Origin of the sequence: Hyunsoonleella aquatilis, assembly GCF_014270105.1 — a bacterium.
GTDB classification, from domain to species: domain Bacteria; phylum Bacteroidota; class Bacteroidia; order Flavobacteriales; family Flavobacteriaceae; genus Jejuia; species Jejuia aquatilis.
Genome location: NZ_JACNMF010000001.1, coordinates 810,170 through 830,216 on the forward strand (window position 1 = coordinate 810,170; position 20,047 = coordinate 830,216).

Annotated in this window: 20 protein-coding genes; 7 read left to right on the top strand and 13 right to left on the bottom strand. The window is 36.7% G+C overall.

The features are described 5' to 3' along the window. Window positions 1-46: 46 nt before the first annotated feature. The 3 genes from H7U19_RS03480 to H7U19_RS03490 form a co-directional block, all read right to left on the bottom strand. Window positions 47-1,000 (bottom strand): NAD-dependent epimerase/dehydratase family protein, encoded by a 954-nt coding sequence (locus H7U19_RS03480; RefSeq protein WP_222597368.1) that lies wholly within the window; start codon window positions 998-1,000, stop codon window positions 47-49. A gap of 83 nt (window positions 1,001-1,083) precedes the next feature. Continuing rightward, entirely contained in the window at window positions 1,084-1,938 is an 855-nt protein-coding gene (locus H7U19_RS03485; RefSeq protein ID WP_186558857.1) for a glycosyltransferase family 2 protein, read from the bottom strand. Between the two features lie 2 nt (window positions 1,939-1,940). Next, on the bottom strand, window positions 1,941-2,624 hold the full coding sequence (locus tag H7U19_RS03490) for a cell division ATP-binding protein FtsE (RefSeq protein WP_186558870.1): 684 nt from the start codon (window positions 2,622-2,624) through the stop codon (window positions 1,941-1,943). A 247-nt stretch (window positions 2,625-2,871) separates the two neighbouring features. Here H7U19_RS03490 and H7U19_RS03495 point away from each other — a divergent pair, with 247 nt between their 5' ends. The 4 genes from H7U19_RS03495 (at window position 2,872) to H7U19_RS03510 (ending at window position 9,066) form a co-directional block, all read left to right on the top strand. Next, window positions 2,872-5,907: a tetratricopeptide repeat protein gene (locus tag H7U19_RS03495; RefSeq protein WP_186558873.1), complete on the top strand. Its 3,036-nt coding sequence runs from the start codon at window positions 2,872-2,874 to the stop codon at window positions 5,905-5,907. Between the two features lie 144 nt (window positions 5,908-6,051). Then, window positions 6,052-7,782: a TonB-dependent receptor gene (locus H7U19_RS03500; protein ID WP_186558876.1), complete on the top strand. Its 1,731-nt coding sequence runs from the start codon at window positions 6,052-6,054 to the stop codon at window positions 7,780-7,782. A gap of 72 nt (window positions 7,783-7,854) precedes the next feature. Further along, window positions 7,855-8,526 carry a hypothetical protein gene (locus tag H7U19_RS03505; protein WP_186558877.1) on the top strand — a complete coding sequence of 224 codons (672 nt, stop codon included), beginning with the start codon at window positions 7,855-7,857 and terminating at the stop codon, window positions 8,524-8,526. Window positions 8,527-8,691: 165 nt separating this feature from the next. Then, complete coding sequence (locus tag H7U19_RS03510) at window positions 8,692-9,066, top strand: hypothetical protein (RefSeq protein WP_186558880.1); 375 nt, start codon at window positions 8,692-8,694, stop codon at window positions 9,064-9,066. A 228-nt stretch (window positions 9,067-9,294) separates the two neighbouring features. Here the strand turns inward: H7U19_RS03510 and H7U19_RS03515 are convergent, their stop codons facing one another. Further along, window positions 9,295-10,023, bottom strand: coding sequence for a class I SAM-dependent methyltransferase (locus H7U19_RS03515; RefSeq protein WP_186558883.1), 729 nt, complete (start codon window positions 10,021-10,023; stop codon window positions 9,295-9,297). 99 nt (window positions 10,024-10,122) lie between these two features. On the opposite strand from H7U19_RS03515, the gene H7U19_RS03520 reads away from it, so the two are divergent. Both H7U19_RS03520 and H7U19_RS03525 read left to right on the top strand, forming a co-directional pair. Continuing rightward, window positions 10,123-10,617, top strand: coding sequence for a YkgJ family cysteine cluster protein (locus tag H7U19_RS03520; protein WP_186558886.1), 495 nt, complete (start codon window positions 10,123-10,125; stop codon window positions 10,615-10,617). Window positions 10,618-10,750: 133 nt separating this feature from the next. Then, window positions 10,751-11,587 (top strand): sterol desaturase family protein, encoded by an 837-nt coding sequence (locus H7U19_RS03525; protein WP_186558888.1) that lies wholly within the window; start codon window positions 10,751-10,753, stop codon window positions 11,585-11,587. 108 nt (window positions 11,588-11,695) lie between these two features. Here H7U19_RS03525 and H7U19_RS03530 read toward each other — a convergent pair whose 3' ends face one another. Continuing rightward, window positions 11,696-13,009: an exo-beta-N-acetylmuramidase NamZ family protein gene (locus H7U19_RS03530; RefSeq protein WP_186558890.1), complete on the bottom strand. Its 1,314-nt coding sequence runs from the start codon at window positions 13,007-13,009 to the stop codon at window positions 11,696-11,698. An 8-nt stretch (window positions 13,010-13,017) separates the two neighbouring features. Between H7U19_RS03530 and H7U19_RS03535 the strand changes: the two genes are divergently transcribed. Beyond that, window positions 13,018-14,262 carry an ABC transporter permease gene (locus tag H7U19_RS03535; protein ID WP_186558893.1) on the top strand — a complete coding sequence of 415 codons (1,245 nt, stop codon included), beginning with the start codon at window positions 13,018-13,020 and terminating at the stop codon, window positions 14,260-14,262. A 202-nt stretch (window positions 14,263-14,464) separates the two neighbouring features. Here the strand turns inward: H7U19_RS03535 and H7U19_RS03540 are convergent, their stop codons facing one another. The 8 genes from H7U19_RS03540 to H7U19_RS03575 all read right to left on the bottom strand — a co-directional run bounded on the left by H7U19_RS03540 (window position 14,465) and on the right by H7U19_RS03575 (window position 19,984). Beyond that, window positions 14,465-14,788, bottom strand: a complete 324-nt coding sequence (locus tag H7U19_RS03540) for a DUF1330 domain-containing protein (protein WP_186558895.1) — start codon at window positions 14,786-14,788, stop codon at window positions 14,465-14,467. Between the two features lie 86 nt (window positions 14,789-14,874). Continuing rightward, window positions 14,875-15,414 carry an NADPH-dependent FMN reductase gene (locus tag H7U19_RS03545; RefSeq protein ID WP_186558898.1) on the bottom strand — a complete coding sequence of 180 codons (540 nt, stop codon included), beginning with the start codon at window positions 15,412-15,414 and terminating at the stop codon, window positions 14,875-14,877. A 1-nt stretch (window position 15,415) separates the two neighbouring features. Next, a complete protein-coding gene (locus H7U19_RS03550) occupies window positions 15,416-15,871 on the bottom strand; it encodes a DoxX family protein (protein WP_186558903.1) in 456 nt (151 codons plus the stop codon). Window positions 15,872-15,883: 12 nt separating this feature from the next. Further along, window positions 15,884-16,540 (bottom strand): hypothetical protein, encoded by a 657-nt coding sequence (locus tag H7U19_RS03555; RefSeq protein WP_186558905.1) that lies wholly within the window; start codon window positions 16,538-16,540, stop codon window positions 15,884-15,886. Window positions 16,541-16,593: 53 nt separating this feature from the next. After that, on the bottom strand, window positions 16,594-17,175 hold the full coding sequence (locus H7U19_RS03560; protein WP_186558907.1) for a Crp/Fnr family transcriptional regulator: 582 nt from the start codon (window positions 17,173-17,175) through the stop codon (window positions 16,594-16,596). Between the two features lie 126 nt (window positions 17,176-17,301). Beyond that, entirely contained in the window at window positions 17,302-17,697 is a 396-nt protein-coding gene (locus H7U19_RS03565) for a DUF2721 domain-containing protein (RefSeq protein ID WP_186558908.1), read from the bottom strand. A gap of 3 nt (window positions 17,698-17,700) precedes the next feature. After that, entirely contained in the window at window positions 17,701-18,483 is a 783-nt protein-coding gene (locus H7U19_RS03570) for a glycosyltransferase (protein ID WP_186558910.1), read from the bottom strand. Next, the gene (locus tag H7U19_RS03575) at window positions 18,476-19,984 is read right to left on the bottom strand and encodes a glucosyltransferase domain-containing protein (RefSeq protein WP_186558911.1); all 1,509 of its coding nucleotides are present in this window, start codon (window positions 19,982-19,984) and stop codon (window positions 18,476-18,478) included. The genes H7U19_RS03570 and H7U19_RS03575 overlap by 8 nt, the downstream gene beginning before the upstream one ends. Window positions 19,985-20,047: the final 63 nt, after the last annotated feature.

The following is a 20,047-nucleotide window of genomic DNA, read 5'->3' on the forward strand; positions in this document are numbered from 1 at the left end:
AAAGATCTATTGTGTAGCTGTACGATATTGATGGCGGATATTCAATTCAACTTTGATCTATACGTGCATTAGCATTTTTTTTATAATGGTCGAATAAGCGTTTAATGCCTTCGTCTAAAGGCAATAATTCCCTTTCCAAAATAGTTTTCATTTTGGAGGTATCGGGGCAACGCCTGGCCATATCGCCTTCTTTCAATGGTGGTCTATGTATTATTTCACTTTTGGAGTTTGTGATCTTTAAAATATGTTCGGCAAGCGATAAGATAGTCTGTTCTTTGTCGCTTCCAACATTGAGCACCTGATTTTTGCACTCGATGTGATCAATGGCCTTTATACAAATGTCTATCGTATCATCAACAAAACAAAAAGTCCTGGTTTGGAGGCCATCTCCATTGATATACAATGGCTTATTTTGCATAGCGGATCTTAAAAATCTTGGCAGTACGAAATCTTCACTCTGGTTGGGGCCATATGTATTGAAGAATCTAAAAATAGTGTATTCTAATCCATATTCTCTGTGGTAAGATTTAAAGAAGGCCTCACCTACATTCTTTACAATAGCATAGGGCAGTCTTGAATTTAAGGGTGTGGTGTTTTCATTTTGGGGAATTTCAAAAGGTTCTCCATAAACTTCAGAGGAACTTGAATAAAACACGCGCTTTACCCCAGTATTTTTGGAAAGGGACAATATGTTTTTTATGCCTTCTATATCCTCCAATACACCTATTGGGTTTTCCAATGTACGAGAAACACCTACCAAGGCCGCAAAGTGAAATACATAATCAAAATCAAAACGAGAAAAAACTGGAGCAATGTCTTTATAAAAGTTTACATTGGTTTTGATAAACTTGATGTTGGGGTACTCTGGTACTTTCCGCAAAGAACCCGTAGATAAGTTATCTGCAATGACCACAAAGTTGTTTTCATCCTTAGCCAAGTTCAATGCAAGACAACTTCCTATATTTCCCGCTCCACCGGTAATTAGATATGTTGTTTTCAAAATTTTAATTTTTCAATCATGTTGTGGTTCAATTGTGGCAATTTACTATAATCTAAATTAAAATAAAGAAGAGTGGCGGTATTTTATTTTTTCGTTTTAAGGGTGCTAAAGTATCCCAATCTATAAAAATCATAAAGAAAAATCAACGGGTATGATGAGTTGAAGTTTTGGATTAATAAAGGCTTGGCTATCAAAAATAATTTTGAAATTAGACCAACTAGCCCCAATTTGAAAAACCAAAGGAAAGTTTTCGCAATTCTGTGGTGTTCCGCTTTTGTATCATTGTTTTTTATTGAAAGCATTAAATTGTCTAGTGCAGAATTCGTTTTTAATAAAAAATCATTGGCATCATCATTTCCTAAGTGTATTACCGGGTTTTTAATGGTATTAATTTGTATCCCCATCCGTCTTAGCGCATTGAAAAAAAACACATCCTCATACCCATAGGACTTCAAAGATTCGTTAAATTTATTCTGAACTATTAATTCTTTTTTTATCAAAAAATTGGCAGAGGTAATTTCGGAGCGTTCCCTTTTTTTTGTGTAAAGCCAACGCAACCTTTTAGGTTTTTTTGGTGGAGTTTTAGTTTCAACAATCCTGCCAGAAACAACATCCATCTGCTTGCAATTCACATAATTTTGTATGAAATTACTGCTCTCAGGCAAAACATCAGAATCAAGGAATAATAAATTTTCGAACCTGGAATGCTTTGCGAGTAAATTTCTTATGGCACTTCTACCTATGTTTTTTTCTAGGGACTTAAACTCACAATTATTTAAATTTTTAATGCTTTTGTTTTGGGAGTTTAAACTCGAATTGGAGCCGTCATCAAACACCAATATTTCAAATTGAATGCTACAATCGACGCATTGCTGATAAAGCTCTTCTACAAGTGCAGTAACGTCATAATTGTATGTTGGAATTAAAATTGATAGCATAATTATGCCTTCCGTTGCACCACTTCATACACTTGATTCTCATCACACTTCAAAGTTTTGCTCGGGTACTTTAAAAGTAATGCATAGTCGTGGGTGGCCATAAGAATGGTATTGCCATTTTTGTTGATATCCTGCAAAACTTCCATAACCTCTACACTAGTTTGGGGGTCGAGATTTCCCGTAGGCTCATCAGCAAGAATAAGTTCAGGGTTGTTTAGCAAAGCTCTTGCAATAGCTACGCGTTGCTGTTCGCCACCAGAAAGTTCGTGTGGGAATTTAAACCCTTTAGTTTTCATTCCCACTTTGGTCAGCACTTCTTCTACACGGGTATTCATTTTTTTCTTGTCTTTCCAACCCGTAGCTTTTAGCACAAAAAGCAAATTGTCGTTAACGGTTCTGTCAATCAGTAATTTAAAATCCTGAAAAACCACTCCCAATTTTCGTCTTAAAAAAGGGATGTCTTTTTCCTTTAAGGTATGTAGGTTGTAATCCACGATTGAACCTTCTCCCTCGGTCAATGGCAAATCGCCGTAGAGGGTTTTCATAAAACTACTTTTTCCTGTGCCTGTTTTTCCAATTAAGTACACAAATTCACCTTTATTAATCTCCACATTCACATTGGAGAGCACTAAATTTTCACCTTGATAAATGGAAGCATCCTTTAATTGTAAAATGGTTTCAGGCATGGAAAAAAGTTTCAGGCTACAAGTTTAAAGTTAAAAGCACGAAGTTCCAAATTCCAACTGCTAAATTCCAAATTATAAAAGTTGGCAAATACCATTCTTATTTCTTTGCTTAACGTATCACATTTGGAATTTAGTTTTTGTGTTTTTGGGATTTTGTAATTCTGTTTATAATTCTAGCACGATTGTTGCGTTATGGATATGATATTAAATTATCTTTGAATTTTTTCATACAAAAATTAAATACTAAATGAGTCTAAAACGTAGTATTTCAATCCTCACTTTTTGTCTTTGTCTTCAAGTTTTTTCGCAACAATCTGCTGTATATACGAATGATTTGGTGGACTTTCAAAAAGCTTTGAGTCTCTATAACAATCAGCAATATTTGGCGGCACAATCCCTTTTTGCCCAAATCAAAAAAACGGCAGAAAAGGAAAATTTAAAGTCAGACTGCACCTATTATATTGCCAATTGTGCTGTGCGGTTAAATCAACAAAATGCAGATCAATTGATTAACGATTTTGTTGATGAATACCCTACAAGTACCAAGCGCAACACGGCCTTTGTGGATGTTGGGGATTATTATTTTGCTAATGGCAAATTTGCTTATGCCAGAAAGTGGTACGATAAAGTAGATGAATATGCACTGTCCAAAAAAGAACGTGAAAAATTCTATTTCAACAACGGCTATACGGCTTTTGTTACCAAACAATATAAAGATGCAAAAAAATACTTGGCAAAGGTGGAAGACTCTTCTAAGTATGGTTCGCAGGCCAAATACTACATAGGTTTTATGGCTTACGAAGGCGATGATTACGATAGGGCTAACGAATATTTTGAACAGGTTGAAGACCAAGAGCGCTACAAGGAAAAATTGTCCTACTACCAAGCGGATTTAAATTTCAAGCTGGGAAAATTTGAAAAAGCCATTGAATTGGCAAAGGCACGATTGGATTCTAGCGATGATGAGGAAGTGTCTGAACTGTCGAAAATCATTGGAGAGAGTTACTTCAATTTAGAACAATATGCCGAAGCCATCCCATACCTGCAGGCCTACAAAGGGAAAAAGGGGAAAAGAGACAGAACTGCAAAATGGAACAATACCGATTTTTACCAATTGGGTTATGCCCATTACAAGCAAGGTGATAATGAAAATGCCATTTCTGAGTTCAATAAAATCATCGGGGGCAATAATAGTATCGCACAAAACGCCTATTATCATTTAGGTGAAAGCTACATCAAACTGGATAAAAAACAGGAAGCTTTAAATGCTTTTAGAAATGCGTCCCAAATGGATTTCGATTTAAAAATTCAAGAGGATGCTTGGTTGAATTATGCCAAGATTAGTTATGAAATTGGTAATCCTTATCAATCCGTACCGCAAGTGTTGGCAGGATATTTGGATAAATACCCGAAAACACTTTACAAAGAAGAGGTTGAAACGCTTTTGATCGATTCGTATATCACCTCCAAAAATTATGAGGAAGCACTAAATCTTTTGGAAAAAAAGAAAAGTTTTGAAAACAAAATGGCCTATCAAAAGGTTGCATTTTATAGAGGATTGGAATTATTTGCCGAAAACCAATATTTGGCGGCTGAATCCCTTTTTGATAAGTCTTTAAGTGAACCGAGGGACGAAAAATTTACGGCGCGCGCTACGTATTGGAAAGCCGAGGCAGATTATAATTTAACGAATTATGACGATGCGTTGGTAGGCTTTAAACAGTTTGTGCAACAAGCGGTCGGGATGAATCTGCCCGAGCAAGGCAACATTGATTACAATTTGGCGTATACCTATTTCAAATTGAAGAATTACGACCAAGCTTCAAAGTATTTCAACCAATTTATATCTAAATCAAAGGACGATAAAGTTCGCCTGAACGACGCTTATTTGCGTTTGGGAGACGGTCATTTTGTGTCCAGTAAATATGGTCAAGCGATTGATGCTTACAATAATGCGATTCGATTGGATGAGGTAGAATCCGATTATGCATTCTTTCAAAAAGCAATTAGTACGGGCTATGCCGGAAACCCTTCAAAAAAGATAAAAGAACTAGAAACGTTTATTGCCGAATATCCAAAATCCAAACTTCGAGATGATGCTTTGTACGAACTTGGAAACTCCTATGTAAAAGCTAATCAAACTGAAAAGGCCATGGCGAGATACGATAAGTTGAACTCTGAATACAGAATGAGTTCCTTTGTGCCAAAATCCCTATTGCGTCAAGGTTTGATACACTATAATGGCGGTAAAAATGAGATGGCTTTAAAAAAGTTCAAAAATGTGGCTAGCGATTACCCCGGTACTCCGGAAGCTGTGCAAGCAGTTTCTACGGCAAGATTGATTTATATCGATTTGGGCAGAGTGGACGAATATGCCAATTGGGTAAAGCAGTTGGATTATGTTGAGGTGACCGATGCCGATTTGGATAATACTACTTACGAGGCTGCAGAAAAGAAATATTTGGATGGGGATACCGATGTGGCCATCAAGCAATTTAATGGTTATTTGAATAATTTTCCCAATGGTATCCACAATTTGCAAGCCCATTTTTATTTGGGGCAACTTTACTACAGAAAGGATTTAATTGCCAATGCAGCGCCTCATTATAAGTATGTAGTGGAGGCTTCGCAAAGCGAGTTTACAGAGGAAGCATTGTCGCGATTGTCTCAATACCATTTGGAAAATAAAAATTGGAATGAGGCGATACCGTTGTTAAGACGATTGGAGGCTGAGGCTAACTATCCTCAAAATGTGGTGTTTGCCCAATCCAATTTAATGAAGGCCAATTATCAGTTGGAGCAATATGATGACGCCGTAGCCTATGCCGAAAAGGTGTTGAAAAGCTCAAAAATTGATAATAAAATCAAAAGTGATGCACACATCATCATTGCCCGTTCGGCCATAAAAACGGGTGATGAAGCCAAAGCCAAATCAGCATATAAAAATGTACAAAAAGTGGCTACCGGTGAGACGGCGGCGGAAGCACTTTACTTTGACGCTTATTTTAAACATGAGGACGGAAAATTTAAAGCTTCCAATACAGCGGCACAGAAATTGGCAAAGGATTACTCGGGTTATAAATATTACGGCGCCAAAGGCTTAGTAGTAATGGCAAAAAACTTTTATGCTTTAGACGATGCCTATCAGGCAACTTACATTTTAGAAAGTGTGATAGAAAACTTCGGTCAATTTGATGATGTGGTGGACGAAGCTCGAACAGAATTAAATCGAATTAAAAAGGAAGAAGCCAAGACGAATTCATCAATCGTACCTCAGGATTAGTAACAGTAAGCAGTCTCAGTATACAGCAATAAACTGATGTCACACTGAGCGCAGTCGAAGTGCAATAAAATTGTTTTAATAATAAAAAGAAAAAATAAATCAAAAATCGTAAATCAAAAAATCGTCAATCGTAAATAAAAAAATATGCGAAAGCAAATCAAACATATCCCAATTCTACTTTTAATATTTTGCAGTTGTATAGCCATGGCGCAACAGAAAGGTAAAGATACCCTCAATACTGGAGTCATTGATGTGGTAAAACCCTATACGCCCTCAATTTCGGATGCCTTTAAGGTAAAAGAGGTTCCTTCGACCGAAGATGACGAGGAGATCCAAAAAAAGGAGATACAATACAATATTTTCTCATTTCCTGTGGCTTCAACGTTTACCCCGGCAAAGGGAAAGGCGGCAACGGTTGAAAAGGCTAAGCCAGTAAAGCTGTTTGATAACTATGCCACATTGGGTGTGGGAACGTATACTACCATTTTGGGCGAAGTGTATCTCAACCATGCCATCAACAGAACCGAAAGTGTGGGCGGTTATTTTAGTCATCATTCCTCTGGTGGCGGTATTGATGAGGTGCAGTTTGATGATCATTTTTCAAACTCCAAAATCAATATAAACTACGGGTCTCATCAGCGTGATTATTCTTGGAATGTTGAGGGTGGTTTTCAGTACCAAATTTATAATTGGTATGGTGTGCCAGCATCCCAAACGGCTCAGGCAATGGCGGATGCTTTGGATGTGGACCATGCTTTTTCTACCGCACATTTTGGCGGGGATATCTCCTTTGAGGATACTTATATTAATTCGGGGGGCTTTGTTTTTAGGCGTTTTAGCGACAATCAAGGTTCGGGGGAAAATCGATTTGTGGCTAAAGCCAAAGTGGATGTGCCTATCAATGACGAGGAGATTTCTACCGAATTTGTATTCGATTATCTTGGCGGTGCTTTTGATAGAAGTTACAACATAAATAGCGAACTCAATTATGGGAATTTTATCATTGCATTATCGCCGACGTATCAGTTAAGACAAGACGATTTAACAGTAAATCTTGGTGCGACGCTCACCTATTTAAACGATAATGAAGGCGGGAAGAATAAGTTTTTTATCTACCCGAATGTTACGGCAACCTATAGACTTGTGGATGAAATTTTAATCGCCTTTGGAGGTGTTCAAGGCGGACTAATACAAAATTCCTATCATGGATTTGCATCTGAAAACCCCTTTGTGTCTCCAACTTTAATGGTGACGCCTACCGATCAATTGTATAATGCATATGTGGGGCTAAAAGGAAAGCTATCCAGCAATATGAGCTACAGCGTTAGCGGTATGTTTAAGGCAGATAGGGATAAAGCTTTGTTTCGAAATAATGACATTACTTTGATGACCGATCAGCACTATTCCTATGGGAATTCCTTTGGAATTGTATATGATGACGTCAAAACCTATGGTGTGGCCGGGGAATTGAATGTGGACGTAAACCGAAATTTCACCTTGGGCATTAAGGCGGAATATTTTGGCTATAGTACCGATGATGAGGCTGAAGCTTGGAATCTACCGGATATAGTCGGTTCCTTGTTTTTGGATTACCAAATTGACGAACATTGGTTTGCCGGTGCCAATCTGATTTATACAGGCGAGCGCAAGGACCGTATGTTTGTAGTAGACCCTTTTGTGCCGACAACCCCGGTTACGGTAAACTTGGATAGCTTTTTTGATGCCAACGCCCATTTGGGGTATCATATTAACGACCAGTTTTCGGTATTCGCCAAGGCCAACAATATTGCCAATAATGCCTATCAGCGTTGGCAAAATTTCCCAGTACAAAGTATTCAGTTTTTGGTTGGGGCTACTTATAAGTTTGATTTTTAAATGAGATTTTTTGTCGTCACTTTTTTAGCATTCCTTTGTTTTAGTTGTTTTGCAAGAAAGGATAAAAACAAAATGGTTGCTTTCTCATGTGAGGAAGGTGTACGTGATGCTGTTTTAAATGCACATAAAGGAGACTATCTTTTGATTTCTTACGGTTTGGTAGTAACTATTGGAAATAACCCAGATAACGAATTTTATGATTTTAAAAATCGCTATTTCAGGGAAAAATATGGAGTTCAATTTGAAAGTGGAGGTTGTGTAAGTACTCAATATGATGAATGCTTTAAGAATAAAACAAAAGAGCTACTTGCCATAAGGTATGGTGATAGTATCCTTGAAAAAGCTAAGCAGGAGGCTATCGATGGATTTATAAAGACAGAGATTTATAAAAAGGAATATAAGAAGAGGGTCGAATCGGATAGTATTTTTTCTACTTATCGGGTTCACGAATACCCTAAATTCAAAGGTGGTGTAAAAGCATTAGAAGATTATTTAGGAGCGAGCACCAACCCTTACCAATTTGAATGGGGCACAGAATATTTTATCACGTATTTTGTCATTGAAAAAGATGGTAAGGTATCAAATGTTCGAATAAAGCGTCCTGAAAAAGGTCAAATGATTACTCAAGAAGTAAGGGATAAGATTTTGTATTTATTTGATAAAATGCCTAATTGGAAACCTGCGGTTTATTTTAACCAAAATGTAAGAACGTCAGAATCTATAAGTGTTGTTTTTGAACCTTAAGCTACGCGCCAAGTAATCAAAATGTACCCTTCCAAAAACCGAGCTATGTGCCAAAATCTTTCCGGTATGGAATTTTAATTTTTAGGACGAACTATTTTGGAGTAGGATTTTTAACTATTCAAAAAGCTTTACCTTATATTTGAATTAACATAAGTGAATCCGTACATGAAAAACTTTATATTCCTCCTATTTTTGGCTTTTGCAATTCATAGTGGCTGTGCACAAAGTAAGGATTGGATAAAAGCTAAAATCTATTTAAAGAATGGGGAAATCCTCGACGGGCATGCTAAAGTGTTTATTTCTTCATCGAATCAGGATGGTTTTTTTAATCCATCGGGAAAAGATCATTTGCGATATATTAATTTTGATCTAAAACAAAAAAAGAGCAAAAAAATTTCCCCTGAAGAAATCATTAAGGCCATTTTGGATGAAAGCTACAGAAGTAAAGGCAGAAGATTAACAAGAAAAACAACTTACATACCGGTAATTGTTCTAAAGAAAAAAAAAGGTAAAATTGGGTCTTGCGGAACTGATAATTGATGGACCAATTCAATTAGTTGAAAGGCCCGTTGTAAGTAGATCTACCAATGCTATTTATGGTGGGGAATTTGTTGTAAGGGCTAATGAAGCAGTATTTCTTTTATTTAACAATGGGTTTAAGCCGTTTAAAAAGAGAGCTTCAGAGTATTTCAAGGATTGCCCTAGTTTAGTTTCTAAAATTGAAAACAAAAGGTACACGAGAAAAGACGTAAAGGCGATTGTAAATTTTTATAACGACAATTGCGTCAAATAATCAAAATGCGCGCCCTCTAAAACTAATTCACATTGTAAACTAACCGTTTCGCAAGCTAGTTTTAAAGTCTGAAAATCCAAATACAACCATTTCAGTGGAATTTCTTTTTCACCTTTATAGCTGATAAAATAATCGAGCTCGCCATAATAATTGGCATTGGCGTCTATCCAATCCCGATAGCTATCGGGACCACCGTCTTCATCCCGATAGCTATCGGGATCATACATATATTTGATATCTGAAGAATCAATTAGTATCTGTCCGTTTGGGTTCAATATTGATTTAAGATGTTTTAGGTATTTGGAAACTTGTCGTAATTCCTGAAAAATACCAGTGCCGTTCATCAACAATAAAATGGTGTCAAACCTTTCGGTTTCTTCCAAAATATTCAAAACTTCAGTACGCAAAACACCTCTTTGTTTGGCTACTTCAATGGCTCCCTCTGAAATATCGATTGCTTTTGCTTCAAACCCTTTTTTCTGCAGATATAAACTATGGCTACCAGCACCACAACCAACATCCAAAACTTTGCCTTTGCACAATTCCAACGCTCTTTGTTCCAATTTAGGCATTTCGGAAAAGTCCCGAAACAAATAGGGAAGGGGCAATATATCTTCACCGGAAATACTGGTAGAGGTAATGATATCCTCTGAATAATTTCCGTTATGGTAATCCAATAATGCTTTTCCAAAAATATCTTTCAAAATTGCGTGTATAATGTCATGTTGAGCGCAGTCGAAACATCTCAATTTTTAAGATTCTTCACTTCGTTCTGAATGACAAAGTTTGTGTATTTTTAAGCCATGCAAGATGTCATCAAAAACCTCCCAAAGCTCGCCAAAGATAAACATAACGAGAACAAAAAATTCTTTCAGAAATTAAAAAAGAAACCGCCAAAAGATTTGGATTACATGATGCAGGACCTGCATGAGCAAGAATTTAAACGGACCGATTGTCTAGAATGTGCCAATTGTTGCAAAACCACTGGGCCATTATTTACGGGTAAGGATATTGAGCGCATTTCAAAATTTTTCAAACTAAAACCACAACAGTTTATAGAACTATACCTAAGAATGGATGAGGATAACGACTATGTTTTGCAGAGTGTGCCGTGTACATTTTTAGGTGCGGATAATTATTGCTCTATTTACGAAGTTCGTCCCAAGGCCTGCCGGGAATTTCCGCATACGGACAGAAAGAAGTTCCAGCAGATTTCAAACCTAACACTGAAAAACGTAGCCATTTGCCCAGCGGCTTTTAATATTGTTGAGGCTATGAAACAACGGATTAAAATTTAGTTTACAATCTCAGTCTCAGTTATGGGTTTCTCGACTTCTGACGATTTTCCTCTGCGTCTTCGCGCCCCTGCCTACCGGCAGGCAGGTTTGCGAGAGATTACACTTTTCTTTATCTTTAAAGGAAAATTTCACTTTGGAAAACCTACTAAACTACTTCGAAACCATCCCGTCCCTTCACCGTGGCCTGCTCATCGTTGGAGGCCTCATCTTTTTTTGGTTTTTGGAAGGGATTGTGCCATTGTACGGTAAGCCCTATAAAAAATGGAGGCATGCAGTACCCAATATATTTTTTACTATTACCACCATACTGATAAACATTCCTTTAGCCTTTCTATTTGTGGCCTCATCAGAGTGGGTAATGGCAAACAATTTTGGGATTTTAAACTGGTTGCCCGAAACGCCCATGTGGCTATACGTTATAGTTGGTCTATTTCTAATGGATTTAATCGGAGCGTACCTACCCCATTTAATCGAGCATAAAGTAAAACCTCTATGGATGATTCACCTGGTCCACCACACCGATCACAATGTAGATGCCACCACGGCCAATCGTCACCATCCCTTTGAAAGTGCAATTCGCTTTGTGTTTACCTTGGCCGGAATATTTATTGTTGGCACACCTATAGCCCTGATTCTTTTGTACCAGGCACTGTCTGTCAGCGTATCGCAATTCAGCCATTCCAACATTAAACTGCCAAAACGCATAGATACCATGTTAAGTTACGTTGTTGTTTCCCCCGATATGCACAAGGTACATCACCACTATAGGCTACCCTATACGGATTCCAACTATGGCAATATTTTTTCCGTTTGGGATCGCTTGTTCGGTACTTTTATGACCATGAATACCGACGATATAGTTTACGGCATTGATGTGTTCCCAGATGAAAAAAAGAATGGTAATATTGGCGAATTGTTGAAACAGCCTTTTCAGAAATATGAAAAGCCCACTATGGGGGCTGAGAAGTAAATTCTGTTATTTTATTGGGGCGTTACCCAAAGGGTCGGGCTTTCGGCAGTCGCTCTCTCCTACGTCGAGGAGCTTCAACAAATGCCTCAATCCCTAACGCAAAGCCTATTATGGGTAAATCAAATATTTTGTTCTAATAAGTTTGAAAGCTTCCAAATCCTTCTGCCAAGTCGCTTTAATATCCGTTTCAGACATCCCGGATTCAATTTGCTTTTGAAGCTCTGTTGTGCCGGCGTGTGTAGTGAAATTATCGGTATTAAAAAATTTTGATTTGTCTTTTGAATTTTGGTAAGCTTTAATTATCCATTTTAAGGTCATTTCACCATTAACGACTTCATTTTGTAAATCTTCACCATAACAAAGTGTCCCTTTGTGTTTTGGGTATTTTGCTCCAAAATTTGCAACAGGAGTATAGGTAAAAGACATCTCATTTTTATCTAAAAAAGGAGCTCCGTAACGCTGAAATTGAAACTCCGTACCTCGGCCTGCATTGATATTCGTGCCTTCAAACAAACCTAGGCTTGGGTACAATTCAATAGACTTGTCATTGGGTAGGTTAGGTGAAGGTCTTATCGGTAAACTATAAGACGTTTGATGCGTATAATTTTTAACGGGAATTACAGTTATCTCGCATTGCAAATTATCAGCTAACCAATTTTCACCATTAATCATTTGCGCATATTCCCCAATGGTCATCCCGTGCACTAATGGGATGGTATGCATTCCTAAAAAACTTCTGTGTTCTGGTTTCATTGTTGGTCCATCGATATAATGCCCGTTCGGGTTTGGCCTGTCAAAAATTAAAACAGGGATTTTAGCTTCAGCACAGGCCTCCATTACATTGTGCAACGTAGAGATATAAGTATAAAATCTAACCCCCACATCTTGAATGTCAAAAAGAACAATATCCAAATCTTTCAACGATTCTTGTGTGGGCTTTCTGTGCTTTCCATGTAGCGAGACAATAGGTAAATTCGTTCTGGTATCAACACCATCCTTAACGTGTTCCCCAGCATCCGCTTTTCCCCTGAAGCCATGTTCTGGAGCGAATACTTTTACAATGTTTATACGTTTATCACTATTCAGAAAATCAACTAAATGATAGCTAGTTTCAGTCCTTATTTCCGGGTTATCAATATTCTGTAAATTCCTTGTAACAATAGAAGTTTGGTTTGCAACAATTCCAACGCGTTTTCTAGACAATAATGGCAGATAAACATCAGTTTGGTCAGCACCAACTACCAATGCGCTATCACCCTGTCCCGAAAGCTTTCGGGATTGTTTCAGGGTCTCATCATTCTTGGCAACTTCCGTCTTCCGTCTTCCGTCTTCCGTCTTCTTCCCATTCTCACAGGAAATCATCACGAAAACAAGCCCAATTATTATCGGGAAAACCCTATTTTTGAAACAGCTAAATCGCATAAAAAAGTTTGAATTACGAGTATTTTATAGCTAAACGCATTATTGGCAGTAAAGCGTATAAAAGTAGCATTTCGGCACCAATAATAAAAATTGGAATCATGGCCATTGCCATCGGCATGGTGGTGATGATGATTTCCATTGCGACAGGCATTGGACTTCAGCAAAAAATACGTGATAAGGTGGTGGCATTTAACGGCCATGTTTCTATTACCAACTACGATAGCAATGCCTCCCAAGAAAGTATAGTCCCCATTGCTTTAGATGAAAAAACCGAATCGTTCTATCCTAAATTTGAAACGGTTGACGGTGTAAAACACATCCAGGCGGTGGCTACAAAATTCGGGGTAATCAGAACAGAAACCGATTTTGAAGGCGCTGTATTAAAAGGAGTGGGGAGCGATTATAATTGGCAGTATTTTGATGAATTTCTGGTTAAGGGACGAGTACCAAGTTTTGATACCAAATGGAGTGAGGAAGTGTTGATTTCAAAATATTTGGCTGACCGATTGGGCTTTGCTTTAGGCGAAAAATTCCAAATGTATTTTTTAAAGGATGATACCGAAAAACCACCGAACATTGTAAGTTTCGAAATCGTGGGCATTTACAGTTCGGGGTTTCAGGATTTTGATGCTACCTATTTGGTGGGGAATTTAAGACATATCCAAAGAATGAACCGCTGGAAGGAAAATGAAGTTGGAAATTTTGAAGTGTTTATTGACGATTACGATGACATTGAACGGATGGGCATCGAAATTTTCCAAAATACACCGTCCACTTTGGATGTTAATACCATCGACCAAAAATTTGCCTCCATCATCGAGTGGGTCAAGATTTTTGATAAAAACATTTACGGCATTATCGGCATTATGATTTTAGTGGCGGGCATCAATATGATTACGGCACTGCTAGTTTTGATTTTGGAGCGTACACAAATGATAGGGATTTTAAAAGCCTTGGGCAGTTCCAACTGGAGCATCAGAAAACTGTTTTTATACAACGCTTCCTACTTGATTCTTTTGGGCCTATTTTGGGGCAACGTTCTGGGATTAGGTCTTCTTTTGATCCAAAAATATTTTAAACCCATCGCGATGAATCCAGATACCTATTATGTGACCGAAGCTCCGGTGTATCTAAATTGGACTTATGTGGTTGGCCTTAATGTGGGAACGTTGCTACTCTGCTTGTTGATGCTTTTGGTGCCATCGTATATTATTACCAAGATTTCTCCTGTGAAAGCTATTCGGTTTGAGTAGGTTTCGTTACCGGTGTAGTATTAAAATAGTAACGGGTTTCTATAAACTAATTTTTCGGATTACTACAGACTCTAAATTTATGTAATCCACGTATTGTGGCATCTGCTTTTGAGATGAAGCTTGTGAGTAATGATTATGATTTTTACGATGGCTACAGTCTTCATTTGTTGTAAAGAATTCCTATTTTCAAATTTCAAATCAATTATTTTCCTAAGCCTTCCATTATAACGGCATTGAATACTCCGGATGAATGTCTTAGTGCTTTTAATGTTTTATAATCGTCAGAATCGTACCATTTATTGGCTTGTTCTAAACTAGGGAATTTAATCATTACCAGAGATTGAGGTTTCCATTGGCCTTCAAGAGTTTTTGGATTTCCTGCAACAATGTATTTTCCACCAAATTTCTCTACGATAGTGGATACACTTTTCTCATACGTATCAAATTTTACAGAATCTGTAATTTTTACATTTTCGAATAAACAATACACAGGTTTTGATGTATTTGAGGTACATGAAGCTAACATTATAATAGTACTTATAGCAAATGGGACGAAAAAGAAGCGGAAAATAGTTCTTAAATTCATAAATATAGTTTTTGATTATCTCTATCTTATTTATCATTTAAAACTTGTTCAAATAGATGAACCTTATCGATCAATTCTATTTTTAATCCGACATTGGTAATTTGATTTTCTAAAAAGTTTTCATAAAAGTTGGGCAAAGAAAAATCCGCGACTACCTGTCCTCCTAAAAAAGAAAAATAGGTTTTAGCAGATTCTAAAACAATAGTTCCACCTCTAGCACCTGGAGAAGTTGCTAAAAGCAATATGGGTTTATCTTTCCATACTTTAATATCAATTCGAGACATCCAGTCTAGGGCGTTTTTGAAAGCGACCGTGTAAGAACCATTATGCTCTGCTAATGACATAACTAACCCATCTATATCTTCTATTTGATGACTTAGTTTTTCTGCATTTTCAGGAATTCCATGTTCTGTTTCATAATCGATTCCATAAAGAGGTAATTCGAAATCGTTTAAATCGATACTACTTACTTCTGCATTTTCAATTTTGTTAGCCACATGAATAGCCAGTGTCTTATTTATAGAGTTTTTACTATTACTTCCTCCTAAAGCTATTATTTTTTTCATCTTATTTGTTGTTTAAGTATTTTAAAATTTGATTATCTACTGAAAGTTTACCTGCGCCATTTATTACCGCAGTAATTGCTAATCCAATAATTAGGAGCGAGTATTCATAACCTTCTCCTTTTTGGGCACCAAACCAATTCATGAAAAATCCATGCTCAAATTGTGCTGTAAAAATGATACCTATGAATAGAAACACTATCGCTAATGACCAGACTCTGGTAGCAAAACCTAGGATTAAGAGAATTGCTCCAAAAAACTCTATTATGATAACCAAAAATGCTATGATTGATGGAAGTTGCATTTGATTGGTTAAAGCATCCATAGTTGCGGTATATCCATATCCTCCAAATAGCCCAAGCATTTTTTGTGCACCATGAGGAAATAGGACGAAGCCTAGTGTTAAACGAGCAATTAATTGCCCCCAATTTTCATTTGTTTTTAAAATTTCACGTATCATTTTTATGAGTATTTATGGTTTGTTTATAAATAGTTTTCTAACAAAAAGCGCTATCGAGGTTTTTGTAATTGGTATTTTGCCGTATTGGTCAAAATCAACAGCTAAACCGAATTGTGTTGACTTAAAGGAAAGTCCAGTTCTTACTTGTTGAAAACTTCTGGCGTGTATTGAAAATTTATCCCAGTGGGTAAGCGCAAGAGCACTCAATAATGCGTTCCAATCATTTTTTAAAGGTTGGGTAAATTGCATTTGAAGAAACAACTCTCCATTAATAAAATTAGTTAACTCCATATGAGCGATAGAAGGAATAGCAGCTATGGAAAATCGTTTTGTTTTTGTAGAAAAGAATACAGAGATTCTTTCAGAAAAACCTGCAACACTATTATAATATAGAGAAGGACCTATTGCTATGGATTTACTAAAATTCCATAGTGCAGTTGTTTGCACACCCAGCTCATCAAAAACTTCATTTTCTTTTTCATGGTACTTTTGAAAAAAAGCCAATGTTGCGATAGAAAATGTTCTCTTATCGTCTATTGGTCGAATTGAAAAAGAAGTAAAATCGGTTTTCGCAATTCCAGAAGCAAATTCTATTTGTGCGATTTGGGCGCATATCTTTTGACTAAAAATCAAAAGAAAGAGCATTAAAACAGCATTTGTTTTTTTCATACTACAAAGAACATACTACTTGTAGTAGAGAAAAATAATGTACATTAAGAAAATTACATCGAGGCCATTTTTTTTCGCAGTACACTCAAAAATTCTGGAGTAACCCCTAAGTATGCAGCAATGTTTTTTTGAGAAATTCGATTAATTAAGGTTGGATATTTTTTAATGAAATTACGATAACGCTCTTCGGCGTTTAATGAAATATTTTGATCCAATTGTTGGATGTATGAAACTAATGATCTTTGGTATAAAATTCTATAAAAACGCTCAAACTTTGGTATTTTTTCAAATAGTAAATCAAAATTTTCTTTTGACATTAATAGCACTTCAGAGTCTTCAAGTGCTTGTATAAAATAATTCCCTGGTTTTTGGGTTAAGAAACTTGCCATATCTCCAGACCACCAGTCCTTAATGGCAAACATAGAAATATGTTCTGAGCCACTATCGTCTATTTTATAGATTTTTAAACAGCCTTTAGTTGTAAAGTAGTCATATCGTGCTATTTCTCCTTGTCTTAGTAAAAACTCTTTCTTCTTGAGTTTTTTCCTTGTCAATAAAGAAGTGTATAAGGCTTCTTCTTCTGTATTTAAATCTATAAACCGACTAATGTTTTTTAAAATTAGTTCGTATTCCATATTTCTTTAGAATTTCAATGCTTGGCTTGAACTTGATTTTTTCTAATTGTTGCTTACAATGAGATATTTGCCGTTTTAAAGGCTTATAGCTGACAATAATTTACGCTTTAAATGAGGTAAATTAAACTACTTCCCCTCAATATCACTAATATGATGCTCCAGAGCCTTTACTGAAATCTGGATTTCCAAGATCAAAAATCCCAAAGAGGCAATCAGCAAAATCAGCGCAATACCAAATACCCAAACTGCAATAACCTGTTGCTCGATATAAATAAGAAACATAGTGAGCACACAAAGTAACAAGCTTGAAATGCCCAAGATCTGCATGGAGCGCGTCAAGTACAATCGCTTTTTCAAGTTTTCAATCTGGGCAATCAGTATGGAATCTTTGTTTTTAATATACTTATCATGCAAATTTCTAATAGTTGCGGCATAGGCTATAAATCGATTGGTATAGGCCAGCATAATTAATGAAATGGCCGAGAACAACAATGCGGGAGTGGTTAGGGTTAGTGCTTCCATGGGTTACTGTTTTGTTAGTGGTTGGGATTTTTTAATGTCTTTTCTGTATTTGAACCAAATTTTTATCAAGTGGTACGGGACATTCAAAAAATGACGCTTTTTTATTTTTGAGCCTTTGATGCCCCGCCATTCTTCAAGAGGGTGTTCTAAAATCACATGGTCTGGCTGGCCCGAAAATAGTATCTTGAATCTTGCAATGAGCTCTACATCAAAAAGCCATTTACTTATAAAGGCTTCTTCAAAAAGTCTTGGGGCAACGGATGTATGAATAAGTTTTGCACCACATTGTGTGTCAAATAGGGATTCATTAAGTACAAGCCCGGCCAGGTTTGCAAATATGCGACTAAGATAATAGCGGATTCTGTTTTGTTCTATAATGGCACCAAGGCGTATCACACGTATGCCCAAAACAAATTTGATATTTTCGAGTAGCGCGATAGCTGAAATAAAGTTGTTGATTTCAAAGAGGGGCGTAGAAAGATCAGCGTCCAAAAAACCTATAAAATCATATTGGTCCAGTTCGTTTTGTGCAAATAAAACACCCTGTCTTACTGCTTCGGCCTTACCTCGGTTCGCATCAAAGCTTATATAATTCAAGCTGTGGTTTTCTTGGCACAGATCCCGCAATATTTGGGCTGTATTGTCGGTGCTACCATCGTTTACAAAAAGAAAATGGATATTCGGATTGTCTATAGAGAATCTTAAAAATGCCTCTGTTTTTAAGCGATGCTCCTCATTGAAACATGGCACAACGATGAGTACGGCAATGTCTTTTTTCCTATTCATTCGCCTCTAACGCTTTTGAAAATTCTTTGGCTAAGATATCCCTTAAATTAATAACGATTTCATTCTCCATACTTTTGTCAAGACTTTCGTTGTAAGGCTCGACGGATACCGAAAAATTATGAATGTCTCCATTTTGGATAATGCCTTCTTCTTTTAATATCTGATAGAAAAAATGATTTGGTACCCAAATCCTTGAGCTTGAGGTTTGAACAAACTCCCCCATATAGTCTTTTTGATAAAACCCCTTATTGATCAAAAAATGTTGCTCTGGAATTTTGAAGATGATGTTTTTATACTTGTTGGTGTTAATAGCGCCCATCGTTCCTCTTAAAACAGTGTATTCCTTGTGCTGAATATTACAGATGTAGTGGTTTAAATTTACATATGAAAGGCTTACCACAACCGCAAAACCTGCCAAGGCTAATGCTTTATATATTTTGCTGTTTTCGTATAACTGTTTTATAAAGTAAAATTGATAGAAAAAAATAATTACCGCAGTAGGCCCTAGGGCTCTATTGCATAACCAATTTGAAGCGGATAACAAATTTGGTAAATAGCTCAAAGGAGCTACACTAATAAGAAATATAAAGAGCAGGATTTTTCCATGTTTTGCCTCTTTGAAAAACAAATACATAAACCCTAAAAAGGGTATGGATCCCAACAATAAAAAAAGTTTGGACCAAAGTATGATCCCACTGGCTTTAACTAATGCGAAAATTTCTCTAAAATAAAACTTGACAAAGCGGTATGGTAATTTTATGGGACTGATTTCCGTCCTGTTATGAGCCGGTATTTCAGAGAAAAACAGGTGCAGTTTAAAAATTAAAAAGTATAAGCCAAATGAAGCTCCTAAAAACAGTAAAATGGCAATAAAGTTTCTTTTGGATAAGTACCTTGTAAGAGTTGCTTTAAATACAAATGGAAGTAGAAAGGCCGTTCCTGCAGTTTGATAGAGCATCAACGACGCTATCACTAATACCAAAGGAATGACACTTGATATAATCCTTTTACTTTCCTGCTCAAAAACCTTTACTAAAATGACTCCAGACAGAAAGGACAGGTTGGTGGCCAACGTTACCTGATACGTAGCACTCCAACCAATATAAACAGAAAAAGAAGGCAAAGCCAAAATAGAAAAAGAGAATAGGCTAGCTTCTATTGCCTTTAATTTCAGCTTCAATAAATACCGAAAAACCTGTACTGAAAATAACACTGCCCAAAACATCGAGAATAACCGCATCCACTTTAAATCGGCAATGGTATCAGAAAAAGTGCCATACGCCAATTGATTTAAAAACGCATAAAATGGTCGGCCGTGTGTTATGAATTGGTGCTGAAAATTCGGGTCGTAATCTGCAGTCCAAATAAACTCATAGGAATCCGCAAAAGCATAAGTTTTAAAAATACCGTGGTACAATGCCAAACAGCCCACAAACGCCAAAACACTATAAATTAAAGTGGTTTTTATCGAAACCGATGGACTAATTACTGATTTTTGCATTTACGCCTGTGCAATAGTTTGGTAGATAAGGCAAATGTAAAATTTTTTTACGGAGGCAAAAGA

Bases quoted from the DNA above. Each gene is read 5' to 3' on its own strand.
- H7U19_RS03485 (WP_186558857.1), bottom strand. From the start codon at position 1,938: ATGCTATCAATTTTAATTCCAACATACAATTATGACGTTACTGCACTT.
- H7U19_RS03490 (WP_186558870.1), bottom strand. From the start codon at position 2,624: ATGCCTGAAACCATTTTACAATTAAAGGATGCTTCCATTTATCAAGGT.
- H7U19_RS03495 (WP_186558873.1), top strand. From the start codon at position 2,872: ATGAGTCTAAAACGTAGTATTTCAATCCTCACTTTTTGTCTTTGTCTT.
- H7U19_RS03500 (WP_186558876.1), top strand. From the start codon at position 6,052: ATGCGAAAGCAAATCAAACATATCCCAATTCTACTTTTAATATTTTGC.
- H7U19_RS03505 (WP_186558877.1), top strand. From the start codon at position 7,855: ATGGTTGCTTTCTCATGTGAGGAAGGTGTACGTGATGCTGTTTTAAAT.
- H7U19_RS03510 (WP_186558880.1), top strand. From the start codon at position 8,692: ATGAAAAACTTTATATTCCTCCTATTTTTGGCTTTTGCAATTCATAGT.
- H7U19_RS03520 (WP_186558886.1), top strand. From the start codon at position 10,123: ATGCAAGATGTCATCAAAAACCTCCCAAAGCTCGCCAAAGATAAACAT.
- H7U19_RS03530 (WP_186558890.1), bottom strand. From the start codon at position 13,009: ATGCGATTTAGCTGTTTCAAAAATAGGGTTTTCCCGATAATAATTGGG.
- H7U19_RS03540 (WP_186558895.1), bottom strand. From the start codon at position 14,788: ATGTTAGCTTCATGTACCTCAAATACATCAAAACCTGTGTATTGTTTA.
- H7U19_RS03545 (WP_186558898.1), bottom strand. From the start codon at position 15,414: ATGAAAAAAATAATAGCTTTAGGAGGAAGTAATAGTAAAAACTCTATA.
- H7U19_RS03550 (WP_186558903.1), bottom strand. From the start codon at position 15,871: ATGATACGTGAAATTTTAAAAACAAATGAAAATTGGGGGCAATTAATT.
- H7U19_RS03555 (WP_186558905.1), bottom strand. From the start codon at position 16,540: ATGAAAAAAACAAATGCTGTTTTAATGCTCTTTCTTTTGATTTTTAGT.
- H7U19_RS03560 (WP_186558907.1), bottom strand. From the start codon at position 17,175: ATGGAATACGAACTAATTTTAAAAAACATTAGTCGGTTTATAGATTTA.
- H7U19_RS03565 (WP_186558908.1), bottom strand. From the start codon at position 17,697: ATGGAAGCACTAACCCTAACCACTCCCGCATTGTTGTTCTCGGCCATT.
- H7U19_RS03570 (WP_186558910.1), bottom strand. From the start codon at position 18,483: ATGAATAGGAAAAAAGACATTGCCGTACTCATCGTTGTGCCATGTTTC.
- H7U19_RS03575 (WP_186558911.1), bottom strand. From the start codon at position 19,984: ATGCAAAAATCAGTAATTAGTCCATCGGTTTCGATAAAAACCACTTTA.